At 61.6% G+C, this 24,971-nt stretch carries 13 protein-coding genes, 2 tRNA genes, 3 rRNA genes and 1 other RNA gene; 10 read left to right on the top strand and 9 right to left on the bottom strand.

The genetic code is table 11. The features are described from left to right. Positions 1–163: 163 nt before the first annotated feature. From llg_RS14410 to llg_RS14390, 5 genes are all read left to right on the top strand, one after another. Positions 164–1,030, top strand: a complete 867-nt coding sequence (locus tag llg_RS14410) for a hypothetical protein (RefSeq protein WP_338285373.1) — start codon at positions 164–166, stop codon at positions 1,028–1,030. A gap of 175 nt (positions 1,031–1,205) precedes the next feature. Beyond that, positions 1,206–2,243, top strand: coding sequence for a sulfate ABC transporter substrate-binding protein (locus llg_RS14405; protein WP_338285372.1), 1,038 nt, complete (start codon positions 1,206–1,208; stop codon positions 2,241–2,243). Positions 2,244–2,391: 148 nt separating this feature from the next. After that, positions 2,392–2,991, top strand: coding sequence for a hypothetical protein (locus tag llg_RS14400; protein WP_338285371.1), 600 nt, complete (start codon positions 2,392–2,394; stop codon positions 2,989–2,991). 158 nt (positions 2,992–3,149) lie between these two features. Further along, the gene (locus llg_RS14395) at positions 3,150–4,994 is read left to right on the top strand and encodes an SLC13 family permease (RefSeq protein WP_338285370.1); all 1,845 of its coding nucleotides are present in this window, start codon (positions 3,150–3,152) and stop codon (positions 4,992–4,994) included. Positions 4,995–5,145: 151 nt separating this feature from the next. Further along, positions 5,146–6,057: a metallophosphoesterase gene (locus tag llg_RS14390; protein ID WP_338285369.1), complete on the top strand. Its 912-nt coding sequence runs from the start codon at positions 5,146–5,148 to the stop codon at positions 6,055–6,057. Between the two features lie 180 nt (positions 6,058–6,237). Here llg_RS14390 and llg_RS14385 read toward each other — a convergent pair whose 3' ends face one another. Next, on the bottom strand, positions 6,238–6,549 hold the full coding sequence (locus llg_RS14385; protein ID WP_338285368.1) for a Dabb family protein: 312 nt from the start codon (positions 6,547–6,549) through the stop codon (positions 6,238–6,240). Positions 6,550–6,634: 85 nt separating this feature from the next. Between llg_RS14385 and llg_RS14380 the strand changes: the two genes are divergently transcribed. The 4 genes from llg_RS14380 (at position 6,635) to llg_RS14365 (ending at position 12,302) form a co-directional block, all read left to right on the top strand. Continuing rightward, positions 6,635–8,083, top strand: coding sequence for a phosphatidylserine/phosphatidylglycerophosphate/cardiolipin synthase family protein (locus tag llg_RS14380; protein WP_338285367.1), 1,449 nt, complete (start codon positions 6,635–6,637; stop codon positions 8,081–8,083). Positions 8,084–8,214: 131 nt separating this feature from the next. Continuing rightward, complete coding sequence (locus llg_RS14375; RefSeq protein WP_338285366.1) at positions 8,215–8,838, top strand: hypothetical protein; 624 nt, start codon at positions 8,215–8,217, stop codon at positions 8,836–8,838. Continuing rightward, complete coding sequence (locus tag llg_RS14370; protein ID WP_338285365.1) at positions 8,835–10,004, top strand: hypothetical protein; 1,170 nt, start codon at positions 8,835–8,837, stop codon at positions 10,002–10,004. Before llg_RS14375 ends, llg_RS14370 begins: the two co-directional genes overlap by 4 nt. Before the next feature lie 105 nt (positions 10,005–10,109). Beyond that, positions 10,110–12,302 (top strand): sulfatase/phosphatase domain-containing protein, encoded by a 2,193-nt coding sequence (locus tag llg_RS14365; protein WP_338285364.1) that lies wholly within the window; start codon positions 10,110–10,112, stop codon positions 12,300–12,302. A gap of 73 nt (positions 12,303–12,375) precedes the next feature. Here the strand turns inward: llg_RS14365 and llg_RS14360 are convergent, their stop codons facing one another. From llg_RS14360 to rnpB, 8 genes are all read right to left on the bottom strand, one after another. Further along, positions 12,376–12,768 carry an RNA-binding protein gene (locus llg_RS14360; RefSeq protein ID WP_338285363.1) on the bottom strand — a complete coding sequence of 131 codons (393 nt, stop codon included), beginning with the start codon at positions 12,766–12,768 and terminating at the stop codon, positions 12,376–12,378. Positions 12,769–13,341: 573 nt separating this feature from the next. Beyond that, positions 13,342–13,457: ribosomal RNA gene (gene rrf / locus llg_RS14355) — 5S ribosomal RNA — on the bottom strand. Between the two features lie 229 nt (positions 13,458–13,686). Further along, positions 13,687–16,516, bottom strand: a 23S ribosomal RNA gene (locus llg_RS14350). Positions 16,517–16,745: 229 nt separating this feature from the next. Beyond that, a tRNA-Ile gene (locus tag llg_RS14345) sits at positions 16,746–16,822 on the bottom strand. A 29-nt stretch (positions 16,823–16,851) separates the two neighbouring features. After that, positions 16,852–16,927: transfer RNA gene (locus tag llg_RS14340), tRNA-Ala, on the bottom strand. A gap of 187 nt (positions 16,928–17,114) precedes the next feature. Continuing rightward, positions 17,115–18,652 (bottom strand): 16S ribosomal RNA (locus llg_RS14335). Together the 16S, 23S and 5S rRNA genes with 2 tRNA genes alongside form the textbook arrangement of a ribosomal RNA operon. Positions 18,653–19,613: 961 nt before the next feature. Continuing rightward, positions 19,614–22,094 (bottom strand): c-type cytochrome, encoded by a 2,481-nt coding sequence (locus tag llg_RS14330; protein ID WP_338285362.1) that lies wholly within the window; start codon positions 22,092–22,094, stop codon positions 19,614–19,616. Positions 22,095–22,498: 404 nt separating this feature from the next. Then, positions 22,499–22,883, bottom strand: an RNA gene (rnpB, locus tag llg_RS14325) — RNase P RNA component class A. Positions 22,884–23,179: 296 nt separating this feature from the next. Here rnpB and llg_RS14320 point away from each other — a divergent pair. Then, the gene (locus llg_RS14320) at positions 23,180–24,955 is read left to right on the top strand and encodes an alginate lyase family protein (RefSeq protein ID WP_338285361.1); all 1,776 of its coding nucleotides are present in this window, start codon (positions 23,180–23,182) and stop codon (positions 24,953–24,955) included. Positions 24,956–24,971: the final 16 nt, after the last annotated feature.

Genomic DNA, 24,971 nt, shown 5'->3' with positions numbered 1-24,971 from the left:
GGGTTGCATGGGACCGGGTGAATCCGTCCGACCCACGCTGTCACCAGCGCGGCTACGCAGAAAGGCCCTGATCGTCGCGATACCGCGCTCCGACAACCCACCGTCATCCTTCGACAATCCACAGGCAGCGGCCCGGCGGGTTCCAGCCCACGATGGAGCCGAAATGATGAACTCCAGCTCACCCTTCGCCTCCACCCACCAGGTGCTGCGGCTCCGCCCGGTTCCCTCGGCCGTCTTCGACCTGCTCTCGCCGATCCAGCGCCTCTACCTGCACGCCCGCAACACCGGCGCGGAACTCGCCGCCATCCAATCGCTGGGCATCGCGGCGATGGATGAGGACGGGAAAACCGCGCTCTTTCCCGAAGGCGGACTGAACCTGTCCTTCGAACGCCTCGCCGCCATCCACGCCGTGCGCATCGACAAGCTGGTCCGCCCAGCCCTCGCCGTGGAGTTCGATTTCCAGGACCGCGCCAATGGCCTGAGCGTGGTGGCGCTCGATGAATCCCCGGATGGCGGCGGCTTCGTGGAAAGCCTCCACGCCCTCACCGAGGCCCGCATCACCGCCGCCGATCTCACCCAGTGGCGCTCCGACCTCGATCCCCCGCCCTGCCTCTGCCCGCATTGCAGCCAGGCCGCGGAACGCCGTCTCGCCCACGCCGCCAGCCACCCGCTCACCGCCATCCTGGAGGAAGCCGTGGTTCTCCACCTGCCGCTGCTGTGCCGCCTCCAGTCGCAACACCTCGGCATGGTCACCAACCTCATCCCCGGCCGCGTGAAGATCCGGGACGGCTGCATCGAAACGATCGACGCCAGCCGCCACGGCCTGCTCCAGATCAAACTCGAATACGCCCACTCGCTCTGGGTCCTGCCGATCCGCATCGATGGCGAAACCTGGTCCGCCATCCGCGTCTACGACATGATGGGCCAGCTCAACCTCGAAATCGCCAGCCCGGATCCCGCTCTGGAAGCCCGCTGGCGCTTGATCTGCGAAGGCGACAGCACCCACTACCGCGCCGATACCGGGCTGTGAGGAAATTTCCCGCTTGATTTCCCACCATTTAATCTACATTCAAAACCCAAGCCCCTGCGGGCCCACGGCCACCCCACACGGGGAGCACCACCCACCCACGCCCGGATCCCCACGGACACGAGTCCCGGCCCCATCCGGTCCCCTTTGCCTTTTGGCATCCTGCTCTCCATCGGCCATGACCCCGAATTCCATCCTGAAGTCCCTGCCTACCCGCCGCCGCGTCTGGCGCCGCCTCTCATCCCACCTCGTTCTGCTGCTCGTCTCCAGCGGCACCGCGCTCTCCGCGCCCACGCTGCTGAACGCCTCCTACGACGTGACCCGGGAGTTCTACAAGGAGTTCAACGACTCCTTCGCCGCCGATTGGAAGGCCAAGACCGGTGAAACCCCGAAGATCGACCAGTCCCACGGCGGCTCCTCGAAGCAGGCCCGCTCGGTCCTCGATGGCCTCGAAGCCGACGTGGTGACCATGAACCAGTCCACCGACATCGAGATCCTCGCCAAGAACGGCCTCGTCGCGAAGGACTGGGCCGGGCGTTTCTCGAACCAAGCCTCGCCCTACACCTCGACCATCGTGTTCCTGGTGCGGAAGGGCAATCCGAAGGGCTTCAAGGACTGGGACGATCTGGTGAAACCCGGCGTGCAGGTCATCATCCCGAACCCGAAGACCTCCGGCAACGGCCGCTACAGTTACCTCGCCGCCTGGTCCCACGCCAAGCACGCCCCCGGCGGCAGCGACGCCACCGCGAAGGACTTCGTGACGAAGCTCTTCAAGAACGTGCCAGTCCTCGATGCCGGGGGGCGCGGAGCCACCACCACCTTCGCCCAGCGCGAGATCGGCGACGTGCTGCTCACCTTCGAAAACGAGGCCCATCTCGCGATCCGCGAGCTCGGCGCGGACAAGACCGAGATCGTCTATCCGACCTCCAGCGTCCTCGCCGAGGCCCCGGTGGCCGTCGTCGAGAAATACACCGCCAAGCACGGCACCCAGGCGCTGGCGAAGGCCTACCTCGACGCCCTCTACACCCCCGCCGCCCAGGAACTGGCCGCGAAGCACAAGCTCCGCCCGCGTTCCGCCGAGGTGCTGGCGAAGCACACCGCCGACTTCCCCGCGCTGAAGCTCTACAACGTCGATGAGGAGTTCGGCGGCTGGGCCACCGCCCAGCAGACCCATTTCGCCGACGGCGGCATCTTCGACCAGATCTACGCCCCCTGACGCCCTCGCCTCTTTTTCGTGGTGGTTCGCCCCACCTCCCGGCCCCCCCTTGCAGGCCGGGAGGTGGGGCTTTTTGTCGATTCTAGGCTCTTTTCCGTTCGGTCCCCATGCACTGGCCACCTACCTTGGTGGCGACTCCCACCATCAAATGGAATCCGACTCCGCTCTCCTCCCACAGCCAAACCTGCTCGCCGAGATCCGCCGCCGGCCCGGACTCTACTTCGGAGAGAAATCGATCTCCGGGCTCTATTTCTACCGCACCGGGTTCATCGCCGGAGCGAAAGGAGATAGCCAATCGCTCCCCCTGCCGGATGATTTCGACGACTGGGTGGCCTACCGGGCCCGGTTCAGTGAATCCACAAGTGGATGGAGAAACATGCTCCTCGAAAAGTCCGGTGGCGATGAAGAGCTGGCGTTCGATCGCTTCTTCGAACTCCTGGATGAACACCGCGCACGCGTCTCCCGCGTGATTGCCAGATTCAACATGACCGTCACCTTCCTGATGCCTTCCCCCGACCTTGCATGGGAAGACTTCGAGAACCTGGAAAAGATTTCGCACGATGTCAGAGCATCGGTCGTCATCTACACCGACGACCCGGGTTTTTTTGTGATCCCGGAATCGGACACTATGCCCGGACGAACTTTCTACCCGGACTTCTCTCGCTTCGAAATCTTTGTGAACGAACCTCGCGACTGGGAGATCCTCGACTCCGATGCATGCGAGAAAGCCGGATTGCCGGTGAGGTAGCCCCACCTCCCGGCCTCCCCTCCCCTTGCGGGCCGGGAGGCGGGGCCTTTTTGTAGGGACTTGGCTATCCGGCATTTGAGAGTCCGCGATTCTTGCCAAACCTGCCCGACAAGGTCATGGAATCGCCCGGCTTCCCCACACGGGGTGCCACCCCGACCATGGACGCGCCGATCGCCCTTACCCTCGCAGTCATCGTCATCACGCTCATCGCCTTCATCCGCGAATGGGCGGCACCGGACGTGATCGCCCTCACCGTGCTCTGCGCCGTGGTCGCGCTCGGCTTGGTCGACGCGGACAAGATGACGGACGTTTTCCGGAACGAGGCCCCGCTCACCATCGCCGCCCTCTTCATCATTGGCGGAGCCTTGGAGAAATCCGGCGCGGTGGACCACATCGGCCGCGTGCTGCGGGACCGCCTGCCGAACAACACCCGCCTGGCGATGCTGGCGTTCTCCGTTCTCACCGCCTTCTTCAGCGCATGGATGAACAACACCGCCATCGTGGCGATCCTGTTGCCGGTGGCGCTCGGTCTCGCCCGCTCGAAGGACATCCCGGCCTCCCGCCTGCTGATGCCGCTGTCCTACAGCTCCATCCTCGGCGGCTGCTGCACCCTCATCGGCACCTCCACCAACCTGCTGGTGAATGGCACGCTCAAGGACATGAAGCTGGAACCGATGTCGATGTTCCAGCTCGCGCCGCTCGGCATCCCGATGTCCATCGCCGGCATCGCCTACCTCGCCATCTTCGGGCCGAAGCTCATTCCCGCCCGCACCTCGATCTCCGGCACCCTGGAGATCACCCAGCGCACCACCCCGCTCTACCACCTGCTGGTCGGCGACCACTCGCCGATGCTCGGCAGGAAACTCACCGAAACGCCCCTCTTCGACCGCGCCAATGGCATCCACATCATGGAGGTCCGCCGCAAGGGCGCGCGCGTGATGAAGTCGCTGAAGTCCCTCACCGTCGAAAAGAACGACCGCTTCCTGATCGCCCTCCACCGCCGCCGCGGCAAGGCCGTGAAACCGGAAGCCCTGTTCTCCGAAATCGGCGCGACGACCCTTTCCACCGTCGATGGCATCGTCACCGAGCTGGTCGTGAAGGACGAGTCCTCGCTGATCGGCCGCACCCTGGCCGCCTCCGATTTCCGCCAGCACTACAACTGCGTGGTCCTTGCCCTCCACCGCAATGGCGTGAACATCACCAGCCAGATCTCCGATGTGACGCTCGAACAGGGCGACACCCTGCTGGTGATCACCGCCCTCAACAACCTGGACGACCTCGAGGCCACCCGCGATTTCATCCTCACCGATTCCCCGGACGACGCGCCCGAAGACGAGGCTGCCTCGCGCCAGCCCCTCCACCACATCTGGCTCTCGTGGGCCGTGCTGATCGGCGTGGTGGCCGTGGCCACCCTCACCGATTTCCTCGGCGGAAAGGGCGGCGCGCTGCCATGGCTGCCGCAGATCCCCATCCACTACGCCGCGCTCGTCGGCGCGCTCCTGCTGCTGTGGCTGAAGGTCGTGACCCCGCGCGATGCCTACGCCAGCATCGATTGGCAGGTGCTGCTCATGCTCTACGGCCTGCTCGGCCTGGGCATGGCAATGAAGGACACCGGCACCGCGAAATGGCTGGCGAACAGCCTGGTGAGCCTCGCCCGTGGCCATGTCCCGGCGGAAATGCTCCCGATCGTGATGCTCTGGGCCATCTACCTGATGACCCTGCTGCTCACCGAGGTGCTCTCGAACAACGCCACCGCCGTGATGATGGTGCCGATCGTGGTCACCCTGGCCCACAGCCTCGGCGTGAGCCACTGGCCCTACGTCATGGCCGTCACCGTGGCCGCCTCCACCGCCTTCGCCCTGCCGATGGGCTACCAGACCCACATGATGGTCTATGGCCCCGGCGGCTACCGGTTCTCCGACTTCCTCCGCGTGGGCATCCCGCTGAACATCATCTGCTGGGTCACCGCCTGCCTGATCATCCCCTTCCTCTGGCCGTTCTGAGTAGCACAAGCATTCCTGCTTGTGAGTGGGACGGGCGGATTGTTCCCCAGGTTGGAACGTCCGCCCCGCACCGCCGGTGATTCTAATTTCACGCCCCCTACTTTCCCATTCCCATCCGCCGGTGCCTTCTGCATCGTCACGGAAACCCAGAATGAAACGCCGCCATTTCATCACTTCCACCCTGGCCGGATCGCTTGCCGTCCCCGCGCTCGCCGCGGAAGCTCCCGCCGCCAGCGGTCCGCTCACCTTCGGCCTGATCACGGACGCGCAATACACCGACGCCGAGCCGCAGGGCGAACGTCACTACCGCACCACCCCGGAGAAACTGAAGGCCGCCGTGGAAGACCTCGCCGCGCGCAAGCTCCCCTTCACCTTCCACCTCGGCGATTTCATCGACCGCGATTTCAAGTCCTTCGCCACCCTCCTGCCACTGCTCGAGCCGCTCGGCCACCCGGTTTACCACCTGCTGGGAAACCACGACTACTCCATCACCGATGCCGAGAAGTCCCGCGTGGTCCAGACGCTGGGCATGCCGCACGATTACTACAGCTTCCGTCGCGGCAAGATCCGCTTCATCGTCCTCGATACCAACGGCCGCTCGCTCTACAAGTACCCCGCTGACAGCAAGGGCGCGAAGGCCTCCGAAGCCGTCTTCCAGGCCACCAAGGCCGCCGGCGAACCCGGTGCCCAGCCGTGGAACGGCGGCGTGGACAACGTCCAGCTCGATTGGCTGGAGCGCGAGCTGGAGGGTGCCACCGCCGCCGGTGAAACCGTGCTCGTCTGCGCCCACCACCCGATCCTCCCCGCGGATTCCCACCAGCTCTGGCAGCACAAGCCGTTGCTCGACCTGCTGGTGAAACACCGCTGCGTGAAGGCCTGGCTCAACGGCCACAACCACGATGGCGACTACGCCCTCCACGAGGGCATCCACTTCATCACCTTCCGCTCGATCCTCCAGCGCCCCGGTGTCAATGCCTGGGCCATCGTCACCGTCCACCCGGACCGCCTCGTCATCGAAGGCAAGGGCCGCGAAGTCTCCCGCGACCTGCCGTTCCGGGCATGAATGTAGCTGAAAGCCCTGCTTTCAGAATGTAGGGGGAAGCTCCAGCTTTCCCTCTTCGGGGGGGGAGATCGTTTGGCCTCCCCGCCACCGCCAACTGGAGCTGGCGGAGACGATTCGAAAGCGGAGCTTCCGGCTACAATGGCCACCGGGCCTCCCCCAAGGAGGCCCGGCCTGTTTGAATCAATGCGGCTGGATGTCCATCACCTGCACGCGCGCCCAGGTGTCCTTGAACGTGTCGATGAACACGTGGTGGTCGGCGTCTTCCTGATAGATGTCCTGCTCCGCGATGGTGTCGAAGGTCATGGAGAGCGCGTAGTCCCAGGACTTGTCGATCACCGGGCGGTCCATCACCGGCGCCGGGGTGCCCCAGACGCCCTCGACCACCTGCGGAATGTCGAAAAGTTTCTCCAGGCCGGCCTCGAACGCGGCGCGCTCGGCCTCGCCCTTGTACTCGTCCTTCAGCCAGAAATAAACGTGGTGTTCAATCGCCATGCCCGGAGTTTCCAACGCTAACAGGCGCTCCGCAAGCAATAGTCCGCACCTTGCCAATCCCCCCGCGCTGCGCCATGGTGGCACGATGATGAGCACGGCGGCGCGCGCGCGGAACCTGGGCACCCTGATCCTTCCCGGCCTGCTGCTCGCGTCCTGCGGCAGCTTCAGCCTGAACGCCCGCCGCTCCTCCGAGCGCCAGCCCCAGGCCGCCGACCCGCTCGACAGCGGCCGCGAGATCGGCCTCACGCTGCTCCGTTCCACCGCCATCTCCGCCGTCCGCCAGCCGGTCACCACCACCAAGGTCGGCTTCGCCTTGGCCTACCAGCGTATCCGCACGATGTTCCGCTCGAACGTCTCGCTCGCGGACTTCGCCGATCCCCCGCCGCCCGAGGTCCCCGGCACCCCGGAATTCGAGCGCCTGCTGGACCGCAAGCACCTCCGCCGCGCCGAACCCGGCAAGGCCACCTTCCGTGTCGACGGCCCCGCGTTCTTCGCCGACTTCCGCCGCGAGATCGCCCAGGCCAGGAAGACGATCGACGTCCAGGTGTTCATCTTCGACAACGACGACACCGCCATCGCCTGCGCCGATGCCCTCAAGGCCCGCTCGCACGACGCCCGCGTGCGCGTGCTCTTCGATGACGTCGGCACCACCTTCGCCCAGGCCGCCCCGCCGGAGACCCCCGGCCCCCGCGGTTTCTCCCCGCCGGGAAACATCCACGATTACCTCAAGGACGGCTCGAAGGTCCGCGTCCGCCGCATCCTCGATCCCTGGCTGGTTTCCGATCACACCAAGCTCATGGTCTTCGATGCCAAGCGCGCCTACCTCGGCGGCATGAACCTCGGCCGCGAATACGAATCCGAGTGGCACGACCTGATGGTCCGCATCGAGGGCCCCATCGCCGTACCCCTCCAGCTCGAGTTCACCCGCGCCTGGCGGAAGGCCGGCCCCGTTGGCGATCTCGCCCTGTTCCGGAAGCCCGCCTGGTACCGCCCCACCCAGCCCGGCACCGGCCCCGCCTTCCGCATCCTCCGCACCGATCCCTCCGAGGGCACCTACGACGTGCTGAAAGCCATCCGGCTCGCCATCAACGCCAGCCGCAAGCGCATTTGGATCGAGAACCCCTATTTTGCCGCCGATGACATCGCGGACGAACTCATCGCCGCCGCCCGCCGCGGCGTGGATGTCCGCGTCATCCTCCCGAGCCGCGGCGATTCCACCATCATGGACGCCGGCAATGCCGCCACCGCCCGCGAGGTGATGGCCGCCGGGGTGAAGGTCTACCGCTACCCGCGCATGACCCACATGAAGGTGATGATCGCCGATGGCTGGGCCACCTTCGGCTCCGCCAACCTCGACACCCTCAGCCTGCGCATCAACCGCGAGCTGAACCTCTCCACCAACGATCCCGCCACCGTGAAGGCCCTCGAAAACGCCGTCTTCACCCCCGATTTCCGCCACTCCTCCCGCATGCTGAAGTCCGACACCGACAGCATGATCGCCCCCTTCGCGGAATCCATCGCGGACCAGTTGTGAGAGCCCTCCTATCAGGCCTATGGAGCCTATAGGACCTATCCATCGTCCGCATTGACACCCGCCACCGCGGTGATGTCATCTGATGACGAATGTTCCCTAGGTCTGCCGAGTGTTTTCTCCTTTCCGCCGCGATGGCTCTCGCTGGATGGTGCGGCTACCGGCAGGCGCTATCTTCACCCGTTCCAGCCGCTTCACCGGAATCCCAGCGGTCTCTCTCGATCCAGAGCCAACAACCGGCGGTTGCTCCGGTCAAAACCAGCCCTCCCGAGGATCGCGATTTCATTCCCCTGGCCCTCGCCCACTCCGGGGATACCCACGATCAATGGACGGTCATCTCCGGCTACTCCGAAGCCAGAGTCAAAGCCGCCTTGGAAACGGTGGCAAAGACCCCGGATGCGCCAGGTGCTCAGATGCTCGTCTCCCAGCTCTACTACCGCTGGGGACAATTGAACCCGCCGGCAGCCGTGGCCTCGGAAGAACGCCGTGGCTTCAATTCCCTCCGCTCCACCCTGCCCGCCGGGCATCCTGATCGTCCCAGCCCCGCCACCTTGGCGTGGCTCAAACAAGAGCCTCACACCGCCGAAGCCGCTGCCGCCGAGATCCAACAAAAGACCCGTAGCCAGGAAGCCAACGCACGCGCCGCCCCTCTTCCCCAGGTCCTTCACCCACGAAAGCCCGAGCCCCCGCCTCCGGCCCCCAAGCCCGATCCGGCTATCGACCCCTTCTCTCTCGACTCCGACCCCGGCCTCCAATGAAAGCCACCTCCCGCCTCGCCATTGCCACCTTCGCCGTTATCACGGCGGCAGGCGCGGGACATTGGCGCGGCACCATCGAGCGGGAGCGTCGTGAACCACCGACCCGCCTCGCTTCCAACTCCCCTTCAATCGTCCGCCCACCGGAAACCACCCGGCTCACCGCCGCCCGCAAACAACTCCCCGAGTTCACCGCCAAGCTGCTCCGCTGGGACGACTGGCAAGCCCGCGCCGACATCGAACGGCTCCTGAAGGATCTCAACGCCGGAGAACTCGATATCCTCGCCCGCGATCTCGATCCCGCCACTCCCGGCGACAACGGCCGCACCGCCTTGAGCATGATCTTCGGCCAACTCGCTCGCACGGACCGGGAACTGGCCAAGGCCTTCCTCCGCGATTTGTCCACCGAGATCAAAACGCCTCCGCTATACGAATCCTCCGTTCTGAAATCCCTATTGATCACTCTCTCGATCTTGGAGCCTCGCGGCGCACTGGAACTCGCGGACACCTGGGGCGAGCAGCACCAGGAGATCCGGCAATTCCTATCCGACACGGCCTTGGAGCATCTCGCGGAAATCGATCTCGACACGTTCCGCACCCGCTTCGCCGCGCTGGATGACACCCGGCGCTCCAGAATCTTGCGTAATCTGTCCGACTTCGACGAAACGAGGACCACCCTCGCCGAGGTCCTCAGACTCTCCTCCACTCTCCCGCCCGAGGCCATGGAGGAAGTCCGGGCCCAGCTCGTGGAAGTGATCGCCATCCAGAATCCGGTGGAAGCTCTGCGGTTGCTCCAAACCTGGGAACTCCCCGAAAACATCAGACGGACCGCCGATACCAGCATGACCGCCGTCTTGCTCCGCGATGCCACGGACGACGACTCCCGCAGGGTTCTGGACGGCTATCTCCAGCGCAATCCGGAGCGGCAGGATTGGAGCCCGCTCGAATGCCCCCTCCAGTCCTGGTGCGAACGCAGCCCCACCACCTACGTGGATTGGCTCGATTCCCTCCCGGATGGCCCCCAGCGGGACGCCGCCGCCGCGGCAGCCGCCCGTTCCGGCATCTGGCTTCCACAGGCCCAGGCTTTCGCCGACGCGATCGGCGACCCAACCCTCCGCACCGAGGTGGGACACAGACTCACACGCCGGCAGGAATTGGAAGGCCCTTAGCAGCGTGAAGCAGGGCGCAAAGCCTCCTTTCCCCGGCCCGCCGGTCGGACCAGACGGCCACCATTGATCTTGAAACATCCCCCCGTTTCCCTCGTATGGGCGGCGATGCGTTTGTCCTTATTGTTTGCAGCAGCAGCCCTGTCCCTCGCCGCCGTCCGGGCGGAGGACCGGCCGAACATCGTGTTCATCTTCTCCGATGACCACGCCCTCAATGCCATTTCCGCCTACGGCGGGCCGCTCAAGGACGTGGCCCCCACCCCGAACATCGACCGCATCGCCAAGGAAGGCGCCATCTTCACCCGCTCCTACTGCGGAAACTCGATCTGCGGCCCCTCCCGCGCCACCGTCCTCACTGGCAAGCACTCCGTCGCCAACGGCTTCATCGACAACAGCGGCTCCCGTTTCGACGGCACCCAGCAGACCTTTCCGAAGCTCCTGCAAAAGGCCGGCTACCAGACCTCGATCATCGGCAAGTGGCACCTCGAGTCCACCCCCACCGGCTTCGACCATTGGGAAATCCTCAACGGCCAGGGCATGTACTACAACCCGGAGTTCATCACCGCCTCCGGCACCAGGCGCGAACCCGGCTACACCACCGACCTCATCACCGACAAGGCCCTCACGTGGCTGGACAAGGACCGCGACAAGTCGAAGCCCTTCCTGCTGATGTTCCAGCAGAAGGCCCCGCACCGCAACTGGTCGCCCGCCGCGCGCCACATGCACCTCTTCGATGGCGTCACCATCCCCGAGCCACCGACCCTCTTCGACGATTACGCGAACCGCGATGAATCCCTCAAGAAGCAGGCGATGCAGATCGCCAAGGATTTCTCGTGGGAGAACGACATGAAACTCCACGGCCCGAACCTCTATCCGAAGTTCTTCACCGGCGCCGATGGCAACGGCGAGTTCCGCCGCATGACCCCGGAGCAGCTCGGCACCTGGGACGCCGCCTACGAGCCGGAGAACCAGAAGTTCCTCGCCGACATGAAGGACGGCAAGCTCGATGAGAAGGCCGTCGTCCGCTGGAAATACCAGCGTTACATGAAGGACTACCTCCGCTGCGTCCGCGCCGTGGACGAAGGCGTCGGCAAGGTCCTCGATTACCTCGACAAGTCCGGCCTCGCGAAGAACACCATCGTCATCTACAGCGCCGACCAGGGCTTCTACCTCGGCGAGCACGGCTGGTTCGACAAGCGCTGGATGTTCGAGGAATCCCTCGCCATGCCCTTCCTCGTCCGCTGGCCCGGCGTCGTGAAGCCCGGCGGCCACAACGCCTCCCTCATCCAGAACATCGACTACGCCCCCACCTTCCTCGATGCCGCCCATGTCCCCGTCCCCGCGGACATGCAGGGCAAAAGCCTCGTTCCCGTCCTCAAGGCCGGCGACCAGACCCCGGCGGATTGGCGCGATGCCATCTACTACTTCTACAGCGGCGAAGGCACCCACGCCGTCGCCCCCCACGAGGGCGTCCGCAATGCGAACTACAAGCTCATGTGGTTCCCCAGGACCAAGCAGTGGAACCTCTTCGACCTCCAGAAGGACCCGCAGGAAATGAAATCCGTGGCGGCGGACCCCGCTTACGCCACCATCCTCGAAGGCCTCAAAAAGCGCCTCGCCGAGCTCAAGGCCGGCTACGGCATCAACCCCGCCACCACCACCGCCCAGCGCGGTGAGGACACGCCCTGGTGGCGCCAGCGCCACAATGAAAAGCTCAAGCTCGCCAAGGAAGGCCCGCACGACCTCGTCTTCGTCGGCGACTCCATCACTCAGGGCTGGGAAACCTTCGGCAAGGACCTCTGGACCGAATACTACGGCGGCAACCGCAAGGCCCTCAACCTCGGCTTCTCCGGCGACCGCACCGAGCACGTCATCTGGCGCCTCATGAATGGCGAAATCGACAACGTCGACCCCAAGGCCTTCGTCCTGATGATCGGCACCAACAACACCGGCCACCGCATGGACTCCGCCGAGGACACCGCCTCCGGCGTCCGCCGCATCCTGGACATCCTCCGCACCCGCAAGCCGAACGCCAAGATCGTCCTGCTCTCCATCTTCCCCCGCAGCGAAAAGCCCGATGACAAGATGCGCGTCCGCAACAGCGAGATCAACCAGCGCATCAAGTCGTTCGCCGATGGCACCAACATCGTCCACCTCGACGTCAACGACCGCTTCCTCGCCCCGGACGGCACCCTGCCGAAGGACCTCATGCCCGACTTCCTCCACCCGCAGGGCGAAGGCTACAAGCGCTGGGCCGAGGCCCTCGAGCCCGTCCTCGTGAAGCTCGGTCTGCCGAAATAAGCCGCGGCTCTCCACGAAAAAACCGGCACCCCTCTCGGAGTGCCGGTTTTGGAAAGATCGTCAGTCGCGGGGCTTAGTAGCGATTGCCGCCACCACCCTTGTAGCCGCCACCGCCGCCACCCTTGTAGCCACCGCCGCCGCCACCACCACGGTAGCCGCCACCGCCGCCGCCCTTGTAGCCGCCGCCACCACCGCCGCCGTAGCCGCCGCCACCACCGCGTTCTTCACGCGGCTGGGCTTCGTTGATACGGAGATTGCGGCCGTGGAAATCCTGGCCGTCGAGGGCTTTGATCGCGGCTTCCATGGCTTCCTTGGAATCCATGGTCACGAACGCAAAGCCACGCGGGCGGTTGGTTTCGCGGTCGATCGGGAGATGAACGTCGGTCACCTGGCCATATTCGCCGAAGACGGTGCGCAGATCGCTCTCGTTCGTGTCAAAGGGGAGATTCCCCACGTACATTTTCATTTTTCAAAGTGAGTCCGCGCGGTGTTCATTAAAGTAGCAGTTCGCGTTTATCGCGTCTCAGATCACCACCGAATTGAAAACTCACTTGGCAATACTCTAACCCTTCGTCTGGCTGGGCACGAACCCGAAGACCAGCATGGGCTGCTGTTTTCCAAAAATCGAGACAATCCTCAAAAATCGTCTCCGCGGCCCCAAGTAGCACAAGTATTCCTGCTTGTGAGTGGGGGCACTCACCCCAATCCCACCACCGGCCAGTCCTCAGGCAACGCCCCCCATCGTAGCTGAACGTAGCTGAAAGCTCTGCTTCCAGAGTGTAGGGGGAAGCTCCGCTTTCCCTCTGCGCGGGGCACACGCCGTCCGCGAAGCCAAGCTTCGCGCTACCCTACGGCCGCCTCCGCACGCGTCCCCCTCTCCCATAGGTCCTATACGTCCTATAAGACCTATACGCCCTATCCCCCAAAACACTCCGCCACACCCCACGGGCCGCTAACCACCTCACACCCACACCCATCCACACCCCACCCCCAAACAAAAAAAGAGCCCGTCCTCATCTTTCGACAAGGACGGGCAAATACCTGGCGACGACCTACTCTCACAGGACCTATCGTCCAACTACCATCGGCGCTGCAGCGTTTCACTTCCGGGTTCGGAATGGGACCGGGTGGTTCCACCGCGCTGTGGTCACCAGAGGGCAATCTTGGTTCATCACTCGTTGATGATGATCAAAACTGGGACTCTGAGGACGAACAGCTTCAGCTTCGTCATTTCAGTAAAGGATTAGAGCAGCGGACCTTCAACACGGTCCGCTCCCTGACATCCACACGGAGAACTTCATTTTCCTAACTTAACCGATCCACTCGAGCCTCTCACTATGGCCTCGGGATCCAAATCCCTTTCAACAACGGCAACGATTCCGATGGAATCAAGCCGAACGGATGATTAGTACTGGTAAGCTGAATATATTACTACACTTGCACTTCCAGCCTATCAACGTGGTAGTCTTCCACGATCCTTCAGGGAAAATTCATCTTGGGAGGAGCTTGGCGCTTAGATGCTTTCAGCGCTTATCTCTTCCGCACTTAGCTACCCAGCCATGCTCTTGACAGAACAACTGGTGCACCAGAGGTGCGTCAATTCCGGTCCTCTCGTACTAGGAATTGAACCCCTCAATTTTCCTGCGCCCACAGAGGATAGAGGACCGAACTGTCTCGCGACGTTCTGAACCCAGCTCGCGTGCCGCTTTAACCGGCGAACAGCCGGACCCTTGGGACCTTCTCCAGCCCCAGGATGCGACGAGCCGACATCGAGGTGCCAAACTTCGCCGTCGATATGAACTCTTGGGCGAAATCAGCCTGTTATCCCTAAGGTACCTTTTATCCGTTGAGCGACGGCAATTCCACATTCTACCGCCGGATCACTTAGGCCTACTTTCGTATCTGCTCGGCTTGTTGGCCTCACAGTTAGGCGGGTTTATGCCTATGCACTCGACACACGGTTACCGACCGTGCTGAACCCACCTTCGCGCTCCTCCGTTACTCTTTAGGAGGATACCGCCCCAGTAAAACTGACCGGCTGACACTGTTCCCCGCCCGGATTCACGGGTCGAGGTTAGATCTTCCAACACCCAAGGGTGGTATCTCACTGGCGGCTCCGCGATCCCCTAAAGGACCACATCAAAGCCTCCCACTTATGCTGAGCATGAAAATCGAAAAACCAATGACAGCTTACAGTTAAGGTCTATAGGGTCTTTCCGTCCTTCTGCGGGTAGGCGGCATCTTCACCGCCATTACAATTTCACTGAGCACCTGGTTGAGACAGCGCCCAACTCGTTACACGATTCGTGCAGGTCGGAACTTACCCGACAAGGAATTTCGCTACCTTAGGACCGTTATAGTTACGGCCGACATTCACGGGGACTTGGGCTCAAAGCTTCGCCTTGCGGCTAACCTCTTACCTTAATCTTTCCGCATTGGTCACGTGTCACATCGTATACGTAGACTTACGTCTTGGCACAATGCTGTGTTTTTGCTAAACAGTCGGTTGGGCCATTTCACTGCGGCCTGGAAATCAGGCACCCCTTATCCCGAAGTTACGGGGCCAATTTGCCGAGTTCCTTAACCAGGGTTCACTCTTACGCCTTGGTATACTCTACCCACCCACCTGTGTCGGTTTGCGGTACGGGTTGCTTAGCATGCACTAGGGCTTTTCTAGGCACAGACTTCGGTAATGCGGATCGGCCGTAGCCTCACCTCGGAATTCAATTACTTAGTTACCTCCATCCATGCGTCATCCTAGCTTAAGGTTCGCAAGTGCAGGAATATTAACCTGCTGTCCATCGGTTACGCCCATCGGCCTCACCTTAGGTCCCGACTAACCCAGGGACGAAAAACGTAGCCCTGGAAACCTTGGGTTTACGGCGGACCGGGATTTCACCGGTCTTATCGTTACTTATGTCTGCATCCTCTCTTCTCAGCACTCCACAGTCGGTCGCCCTCCTGCTTCAAGGCACTGAGAATGCTCCTCTACCGCGCCATTCAAAAGAATGACACCCAGAGCTTCGGTATTACGCTTATCGCCGATCATTTTCGGCGCAGAATCTCTCGATGAGTAAGCTATTACGCACTTTTTAAATGGTGGCTGCTTCTAAGCCAACATCCTCACTGTCTGTGAAATTCCACATCCTTTCCACTTAGCGTAATTTAGGCACCTTAGCTGCTGATCAGGGTTGTTTCCCTTTTGACGATGAAGCTTATCCCCCACCGTCTCACTGCTATGCTCCATTGAGTGGTATTCGGAGTTTGATAGGGTTTGGTAGACGGGTATGCCCCCTAGCCCTTTCAGTGCTCTACCCCCACTCATCAGCACATAACGCTGCACCTCAATGCATTTCGAGGAGAACCAGCTATCACGGGGTTTGATTAGCCTTTCACTCCTACCCTCAGCTCATCCGAGAATTTTTCAACATTCACCGGTTCGGTCCTTCACGTAGTATCACCTACGCTTCAACCTGGCCAAGGGTAGATCACCTCCGCTTCGGGTCCAGCACCTGCAACTAATTCGCCCTATTGGGACTCGCTTTCGCTTCGCCTCCGTTCCAGAAGAACTTAAGCTCGCCACAGATACTAACTCGCAGACTCATTAAGCAAAAGGCACGCCATCACCCACGAATGGGCTCTGACACCTTGTAGGCACACGGTTTCAGGTTCTATTTCACTCCGCTCACAGCGGTTCTTTTCACCTTTCCCTCACGGTACTGGTTCACTATCGGTCGCTAACTAGTATTTAGCCTTACGCAGTGGTCTGCGCAGATTCACACAACGTTCCACGTGTGCTGTGTTACTCAGGAACACCCTAGGGGCAGATCGGATTTCGGATACGGGGATGTCACCCTCTGTGTCGTGCCTTTCCATGCACTTCTCCTATCGTCACCACTCCCACGTCGGGGTCCTACAACCCCGGGGACAAGTCCCCGGTTTGGGCTCTTCCGCTTTCGCTCGCCACTACTGACGGAATCGATTCTCTTTCTTTTCCTCCGGTTACTGAGATGTTTCACTTCACCGGGTATCGCGTCTTCTTCCCTATTTGATTCAGAAAGAAACGATGGCGTATTAACACCACCAGGTTACCCCATTCGGAAATCTCCGGATCAAAGCGTATTTGCCGCTCCCCGAAGCTTATCGCAGCTTATCACGTCCTTCATCGCCTGTTAGCACCAAGGCATCCACTGTGTGCCCTTCGTAGCTTGATTCCTTTCGAAATCAGCCATCGTTGAGTCTTCACTCATTTCTGAGTGTTCAACAAAATTGCCATAAACATTAATTGGGAATTTAGAGTATTCCAAGACCACGTAAAGAGCGCTCATATGAGCAATCAATATGCAGTCAGGAAAAACTTATTTCTCCATGCGGATGTCAAAGAGCGGACTCTCTTCTACAATGCTAAACTCGCTTCTCCCAGTTCCTTTGCTAGGCAAGAGGTGGTGGGCCTGGCTGGACTCGAACCAGCGACCCCGCGCTTATCAAGCGCGTGCTCTAACCAACTGAGCTACAGGCCCAAAGTATTGGACTCATGCCCAATTGAAGTTGGTGGAGGCACAGGGACTCGAACCCTGGACATCCAGCTTGCAAAGCTGGCGCTCTACCAACTGAGCTATACCCCCTCTCTGGAGGTGCGAATTGAAAAGAAAAAAGCCAAATCGTATGCTGCGAACCATGCTGGTTTGCTCAGGTTAAAGGATTTGAATGTTGTGAGGGCGATTGCTCGCTTCTCGCTCCCAAGCCAACATTTGCATGCTGGTGGGAGTCGACCTTCTCAGGGATGGACTAGCCATTTGAGATTCTCCGTAGAAAGGAGGTGATCCAGCCGCAGGTTCCCCTACGGCTACCTTGTTACGACTTCATCCCAGTTACCAGCTACACCTTAGGGCTCTGCCTCCTTGCGGTTGGCGCGAACACTTCGGGTGCGACCGGCTTCCATGATGTGACGGGCGGTGTGTACAAGACCCGGGAACGTATTCACGGCACCGTAGCTGATGTGCCATTACTAGCGATTCCGGCTTCATGGAGGCGAGTTGCAGCCTCCAATCCGAACTGGGCCCAGTTTTATAGATTTCCTCCACCTCGCGGTCTCGGTTCTCATTGTACTGGGCATTGTAGTACGTGTGCAGCCCTAGGCGTAAGGGCCATACTGACCTGACGTCGTCCCCACCTTCCTCCCAGTTGATCTGGGCAGTCTGACTAGAGTTCCCGGCATTACCCGCTGGCAACTAGTCACAAGGGTTGCGCTCGTTGCGGGACTTAACCCAACATCTCACGACACGAGCTGACGACGGCCATGCAGCACCTGTGCAAATCCCCCGAAGGGTCACTCGCTTTCACGAGATTAGAGATGCATGTCAAGCCTAGGTAAGGTTCTTCGCGTTGCATCGAATTAAGCCACATACTCCACCGCTTGTGCGGGTCCCCGTCAATTTCTTTGAGTTTTAGCCTTGCGGCCGTACTTCCCAGGCGGTGCGCTTAACGCGTTAGCTCCGGCACAAGGGGGGTCGAATCCCCTCACACCAAGCGCACACCGTTTACTGCCAGGACTACAGGGGTATCTAATCCCTTTCGCTACCCTGGCCTTCGTGCCTCAGCGTCAGATACTGTCCAGTGACTCGCTTACGCCACGAGTGTTCCTCTCGATCTCTACGCATTTCACTGCTACACCGAGAATTCCAGTCACCTCTCCAGTCCTCAAGTCAAGCAGTATCGGATGCAGTTCCGGGGTTGAGCCCCGGGATTTCACATCTGACTTACCTAACCGCCTACGCACCCTTTACGCCCAGTGATTCCGAACAACGCTTGGGACCTTCGTATTACCGCGGCTGCTGGCACGAAGTTAGCCGTCCCTTCCTCTTCCGGTACTATCAACCCTGTCTGCTATTCACAGCCAGGTCTTACTCCCGGATGACAGGAGTTTACAATCCGAAGACCGTCATCCTCCACGCGGCGTTGCACCATCAGGGTTGCCCCCATTGTGAATTATTCTCGACTGCTGCCACCCGTAGGTGTCTGGACCGTGTCTCAGTTCCAGTGTGCCTGATCGTCCTCTCAGACCAGGTACCCGTCGTTGCCTTGGTGAGCCGTTACCTCACCAACTAGCTGATAGGGCGCGAGCCAATCCTCCAGCGACAGCCTTGCGGCCGCCTTTACTCTTGCGAGACCATGGGGTATTAATCCAAGTTTCCCTGGGTTATTCCCCACTGAAGGGCATGTTACTCACGTGTTACTCACCCGTGCGCCACTAAGAGAAATCATATTGCTACTCATTCTCCCCGTTCGACTTGCATGTCTTAAACACGCCGCCAGCGTTCGTTCTGAGCCAGAATCAAACTCTCCGTAAAAATATAGTGCTAGGTTCTATAAAGAACCTGCTTAAATTGGACCTACTGACCAGGTTTCCCTGGTTCAGCCTGCGCACCTCTCAAGGCGCGCAGCACACAATTTAGCCTTTTTCTTTTCCGCTCAGCCTCAAACCGCCGCACCAGAGACTCTTTGCAGAGTGTTGGCACCGTTCGTGCTGAGCCGCATTGTCAAAGATCCGTTTCGAGGGGACTAAGAAGCCGATCGGGTGTTTCCACCGCGACCGGCTGTCGGTCTCTCGTGTCGCGCTTCGTAGCGGCGACGGGCGCAAGCTACCCTGAACGGACCCCGCGGGTCAATGCCTTTCGTGATGTTTTTTCACGACGAACCCGCAAGATTACCCCAAACCATTCAAAATCAACAGGAAGAAATCCGGTTTTTTCTGACGGAATGGTCACCGAAACCGCCGATTCGGACGTCAAAACGGGCTCCAAAAGCAGGTTTCGAGGCGGAATGGGGCTGAAACCGGCCGGAATAGCTAACAGAGGACTGTTAGAGGGTGTGGCGGGAGGGATTTTGAAGCGGATAAGGAATTGTGGATAAATCATTTACGATACACATCCCCCACTCCGGTCACATCGATTCAACCCGCCTCTAACAGGCCCTCCCGAAGGTCACCGGAACACCGCAACACGCTGTCTGTTAGAGAGCGGCATCCGAAGTAGCGCTGGGCTTGGCCCGGCGTGCGGTGGGCGGCCCGAAAGCCAAACGATCCGCCCTCGATCAAGCGGCTCGTCCCCACACGCGAAGCCAAGCTTCGCGCTACTTGGCGCGTTCGGAGGTGGGTGAGCTTCGGGAGCGTGAAGGTGAGCGGGAATTGACCCCGCCCACGCTCTCACGAGCGCGGCTACGAAGAGGAGGAGTCCCCAAAAAGAAAAAGCCCGTCGCGGAGGGCGACGGGCTTGGGAAAGAGAGAAGGTCGAAGAGGAATCCCCTTCCCTGTTATTTGGCGCCGGTGAGGAAGGCGAGGAGGTCCTTCAGCTCGTCCGGATTGAGGCGGTTGATGAGTGCGCCCGGCATCGGGGAGGCCGGGGAACGCTCCACCGAAACGACTTCGTCCTTCGGAACCTCCGTGGTCTGGGTGGGGTCGAAGGGATTGGTCGCGAGCTTGAGCTTGCCGTTCTCCTCGCCCAGCGGACGACCGAACAGCGAGGTGCCGTCCTTCTTGGTCACGGTGCTGAAGGCAAACTGGTCGGAGACCTCCGCGCTGGGGTTGATGATGGCGTCCGCGATATCGCGGGCGGTGAACCGTCCCCCAAGCGTGCTGAGATCGGGACCGACCGAGCCCCCTTCCCCATTGAAGCTATGGCAGGTCGCGCAAAGGGCGGCCTTGAACATGTTGTGGCCGTTTTCCTTGTTGCGGCCGGTCAAACCACCGGCGGCGAGGGCGGCGACCTCATCAACCGACCAGTCCTTGCCCGGGCCTTTCACCGGCGGCAGGTTCGCCATCGGGTTCGCTCCCGCGGCGGCGGGCTTGTCGAACTTCTCCTGTTCCTCGGGGGTGGCATTGGCGAGGGCCTGCTTCCGCAGCGCGGCGACGAAGCCGGCGTAGCTCGATCCGCCGCTGTTGGAGGCGAGGCGGTCGACCCAACTGAAGAAACGCTCCCGTTCACCGGCTGCCCACGGACCTTTCACCGCGCGCAGGCAATAGACGTAGTGGAGCACCTGGCCGGACGGCAGGTTCTGGAGCATGGCCAGGATCGGCTTGCCGTAACCGGAATTACGCGACGCGAGCTCGGTCCACGCCGGCGGCTTGCCGGGACCGGCGAGGTCCATGGCGGTAAGGGTGCGGCCCACGATGCCGGGAGCCTGGAGGTAGCAGAGCAGGCGGCAAAGCTCGCGGTCCACGAGCTCATCGCCGCTCGGGAAGGCCTTGTTGACCTTGGCGAGGATGGCCTTGGTTTCGTCGGGCGTCGGTTGGCCGCCGCGGGCGAACTCCAGACCGCAGGCGCGGAGCCAATTGGTCTTCTGCACCGGCGTCAGGGATTCCCACGCCAGGCGGTCGAGGGCGCCGAGCACGCGGGCGCGGTCCTCCGTCGTCGAAACACGGGCGAGACCGATCGAGGCGTCGATCACGCGCCAGGCGTCCTTCTCGGAATCGAGGCGCGGGGCCCAGCTCGCGACGGGAAGCTTCTCCAGAGCAGTGCGGGCGAGGAAACGCTCGGCGCGCTCGGTGGAACCCAGACGCTGCCACAGGCCATCGATTGCTGCCGGAGTCGGCTTTTCCACCACTTCCTTCAGCTTCGCCAGCGGGTCGGCGGCGGGCTCGATCCGCACCGGGCTGGTGCTTTCACTGCCGGTGTAGGTCACGCGCCAGAGGGCGGACCCGGTCTTGCGGCCGCCGGTGAGCACATACATCGCTCCATCCGCGCCGATCACCGCATCGGTGAACGGCAGGCCCTTGCCGGTGATGAATTCCTCGCTGACGGCCTTGTAGCCGGAGCCGGAGGGCTCTAGGTGGATGGCCCGCACGGTGGCGAAGGTCCAATCGAGCAAATACAAGGCCTGCTGGTACTTCGCGGGGAACTTCGCGCCACGTCCAGCGACCACGCCGGTCGGGGAGCCCGGGCCGAAATCGATCACCGAGTTGAAGCTGTCCTCGTATTCCACCGGCCATTTGCCGCTGCCGTTGCGCCAGCCGTATTCGCCGCCGGGCAGGATCTCACAGAGGCGGGTCGGGCGGTACCACGGCGTGCCGAAGTCCCATTCCATGTCGGAATCGTAGCCGAACAGGTCGCCGCGGTTGTTGAAAGCGATGTCGTAGGTATTGCGGAGGCCGCTGGCGTAGAGTTCCCACGAGGTGCCATCCGGTTTGAAGCGGGCGATCCAGCCGCCGGGCGCCATCTGGTTCGGATCGTGGCCACGGGGATCGGTGACGCGGGGCAGGAGCTGGTCTTCCTTCCAAACTCGGGCCTGCATCGAGCCATCGATCTGCGGGACCTCGGTGAAATTGCCGGCGACGACGTAGATCCATTTCCCATCCGGGGACGGCACCATCTGGTGCGGACCGTGCTCGCCCTGGCCCTTGAAGGCCTTGAGTTGGACGGGGTCCTCGTAACCGCCATCCGGTTTCGCCTTCGCGGTCCAGACGCCGCTTTTGGGCGCGTCTTCATTCACCACGATGAACAGGGTGCCCTGGTGCCAGAGCAGACCATGGGCTCCGGAGATTTTTAGCCCGAGGGGCTCCACCTTGAGGGCGGCTCCGGGAGTGACGCGATAGAGCTGCCCGTATTGGTCGGAGCAGATGAGGTTGCCCTTGTCATCGCGGGTCACCGCCACCCAGGAGCCTTGGGTGTTGGGAACTTCATAAATACGGTCGAGCTGGAACCCTTTGGCGACCGTGATCCCGCTGGTGGGATCCTGACCTTGGGCGAAAACCCGCCCGAGGAGGAGGAATGACAATAGCAAGCAATGAACTTTCATGCGTGAGCAGATACGGACACAAGTTCCGCCAATTTCAGACATTTTCAGTCATTTCACCACATGCCGGCATTTTTTCGATGCTCGGGTGGCGCTTCCACCGGAAAAACAGCAAGGGCGCGAATCCGGGATAGCAATTCGGATCCGCGCCCTTGTGAAATCATATTCCCCCCAAAAGGTCATCTGTCGGCTTTCCGGGCTTGCTCCCCCCGGATCGACCTCGGAAGGCCAACGTTTGACACAAAGGAATATGTGGGAGTGGTTTTCAGCTAGCCGAAGCACGCTGTCGCCATTCGTTGGTGTTACATTGCACCAAACTTTTCAGAAGTAAAAGCATTTCGTGTCCCTAAAATCGGACATGAGGCCGCAAAAACGGCCACAATCCGTCTAAATGCCGGAAAATGAGGAGGTGCCGCTCCCCTGTAAGCCGGATTCTGTCCATCCCCGGAGGGACTGGACGGCCATTTCTCTTCCTGCTTTCGCAGGACCCCGCTTGCGCGGAGTGCGACTAATACCCGGAGATTAACGGGCGGGCCGCCCTTCCCCTGTTCTGTCTTGCACCACGTGGGGTTTGCCGTGCCCCGTTGGTTGCCCTTCGGGCGGTGGGCTCTTACCCCACCGTTTCACCCTTACCTGATCCCTTGCGGGCCATCGGCGGTTTATTCTCTGCTGCACTTTCCGTCCGGAAGCCTTGACGCTTCCGTCCCCCGTTTTCACGGGGCACGCTGCCCTATGGTGTCCGGACTTTCCTCTACGAGGCTTGCGCCCCGCAGCGACCGTCCGGGGAGCGGCGGGCGGACCGTGCAACAAATGATGGGACGGGCCAAGGGAAATTGCGCGGAAGCGGAGAGCTGAAGCATGGATTCACCCCTCTCCGGGTGGATCGAACACCCGACGGCCGCCACGGGACCTTCGCTCGGGGGCCGTGCGGCACTGTCCCGATCTGGATCAATCCACCGCTGTTCACCTTGGTAACCAAACTTCTGCTTCCTCCCTCCTTCCCTAGTCATTCCATTCGACCCTTGGGCTCCTGCTTCAGGAATCCAGGCGCACATTGCATTCCACCCCTCCTATCCCAACCACACGTGATGAAGACGACCTGCCCCCATTGCCAGCAGCCTATTGAAATAAGCGATCTGTTCGCTGGGCAGGCATTGGCTTGTCCGTCGTGCGCCGGAACCTTCCAGGTGCCGGCGGCGCCTTCCCGTCCCCTGCCAGCCACACCTTCCCGGCCGGTGGGACGGGCGAAGTCCCCGCCAAGCGCCCGACCACCACGGAGAGCGATCGTCGTTCCCCGCCAGGCATCTTCAAAGTCCGGCCTGTGGCTCGTCTGTGGTGTGCTCGCGCTGGCGGCCGTCGGCTATGCCCTGCTGCGGCCACCGCTTCCGACACCGCGTGGCAAAGCGCCGGAGCCCCCGGTTGCCACCGTTCCACCGCAACCGGCCAACGCCACCGCGCCCGGCACGCCGTCTGCCGAGAGCGACGAGCTGAGCCGACTGATCGATGGCGCACGCATCGCGGCCGATCAAACCGCGACCCGCAAGGCCGCGGAAGAAGCGGCAGCCAAGGATGCCCAGGCCCGCGCGCTGGCCGATGAGATGTCAGCGAAAGCGGCGAAGCTGTTGGAGGAGACCACCCCCGCCCCGGTGAGCGAGCCACCCGCGATCACTCCGCCGGTGGCCGCCAAGGTGCCGGAAATTTCAGAGCCCGAGGGTTTGGCCGTCTCCGGATCCTCCCGCGGGAGCTTTGTCCATCCCGGCCTGCTGCACAACGAGGAGGATTTCAAGCGAATGAGAACCTACAAGGGCGTGCAGCCCTGGAGGTCCGGGTGGGAGAAAATGACCAATAGCCGGCATGCGAACCTCGACTGGAAGCCCCGTCCCGCCGACATCGTGGTCCGCGGTGGCACGGGTGAGAATTATGCGGATTTCTATCGCGATATCGCGACGGCCTATGTCTGCGCGGTCAACTGGCGGGTCACCGGCAAGAAGGCTTACGCGGAGAAATCCATCGAGATCCTCAATGCCTGGTCCTCCACCTTGAAAAGCTTCGGCGGCAACTATGACCGGAATCTCGCGGCCGGCATCTACGGGTTTGAGATCGCCAATGCCGCCGAGATCATGCGCACCTACAGCGGCTGGAAACCGGAGGACTTCAAACGCTTCCAGAAGATGATGCTGACCATCTTCTATCCCATCAACAAACACTTCGTGGAGACGCACGGTGACAGCCCTGGCAAGATCGACCACTTCTGGCCCAACTGGGAGCTCTGCAACCTCGCCTCGCTGGTCGCGATCGGCGTGGTCTGTGACGAACGGAAAATCTACAACGAAGCGATTCGCTACATGAAGACGGGGGACGGAAACGGGGCGATCAAGGTCGCCGTCTACCACATCCATCCGGACGGGCTCGGCCAATGGGTCGAATCCGCGCGGGATCAGGGGCACACGCTGATGGGGATCGGCCTGATGGCCGCGATCTGCGAAATGGCCTGGAAGCAAGGCGACGATCTCTACGGATACGACAACAACCGGTTTCTGGCGGCCTGCGAATATGTGGCGAAGTACAATCTGGGGGAGGAAGTTCCCTTCAAAAAGTACGTGAACAGCGTGCAGGGCACTTTCACCGAGGTCGGCGGGGGCGGCCGGGGAATGGCCCGGCCGGTTTGGGAACTCCCCTACAACCACTACGTGAAGCGCAAGGGGCTGAGTGCCCCATGGCTGACGAAGATGGTGGAAAAATCCAGTCCCGAGGGCGGCGTGGGTGACTACGGTCCCAACAGCGGAGGCTACGATACCCTTGGCTTCGGCACGTTCACCGCGACCCTCGACAACAAGGCACCCGCCAAGCCGCCGCGCCGGTAGGAAGACGTCTGATCGA

It is taken from the genome of Luteolibacter sp. LG18, assembly GCF_036322585.1.
Classification (GTDB): Bacteria; Verrucomicrobiota; Verrucomicrobiia; order Verrucomicrobiales; family Akkermansiaceae; genus Luteolibacter.
This window is presented reverse-complemented; position numbering and strand designations above follow the sequence as displayed.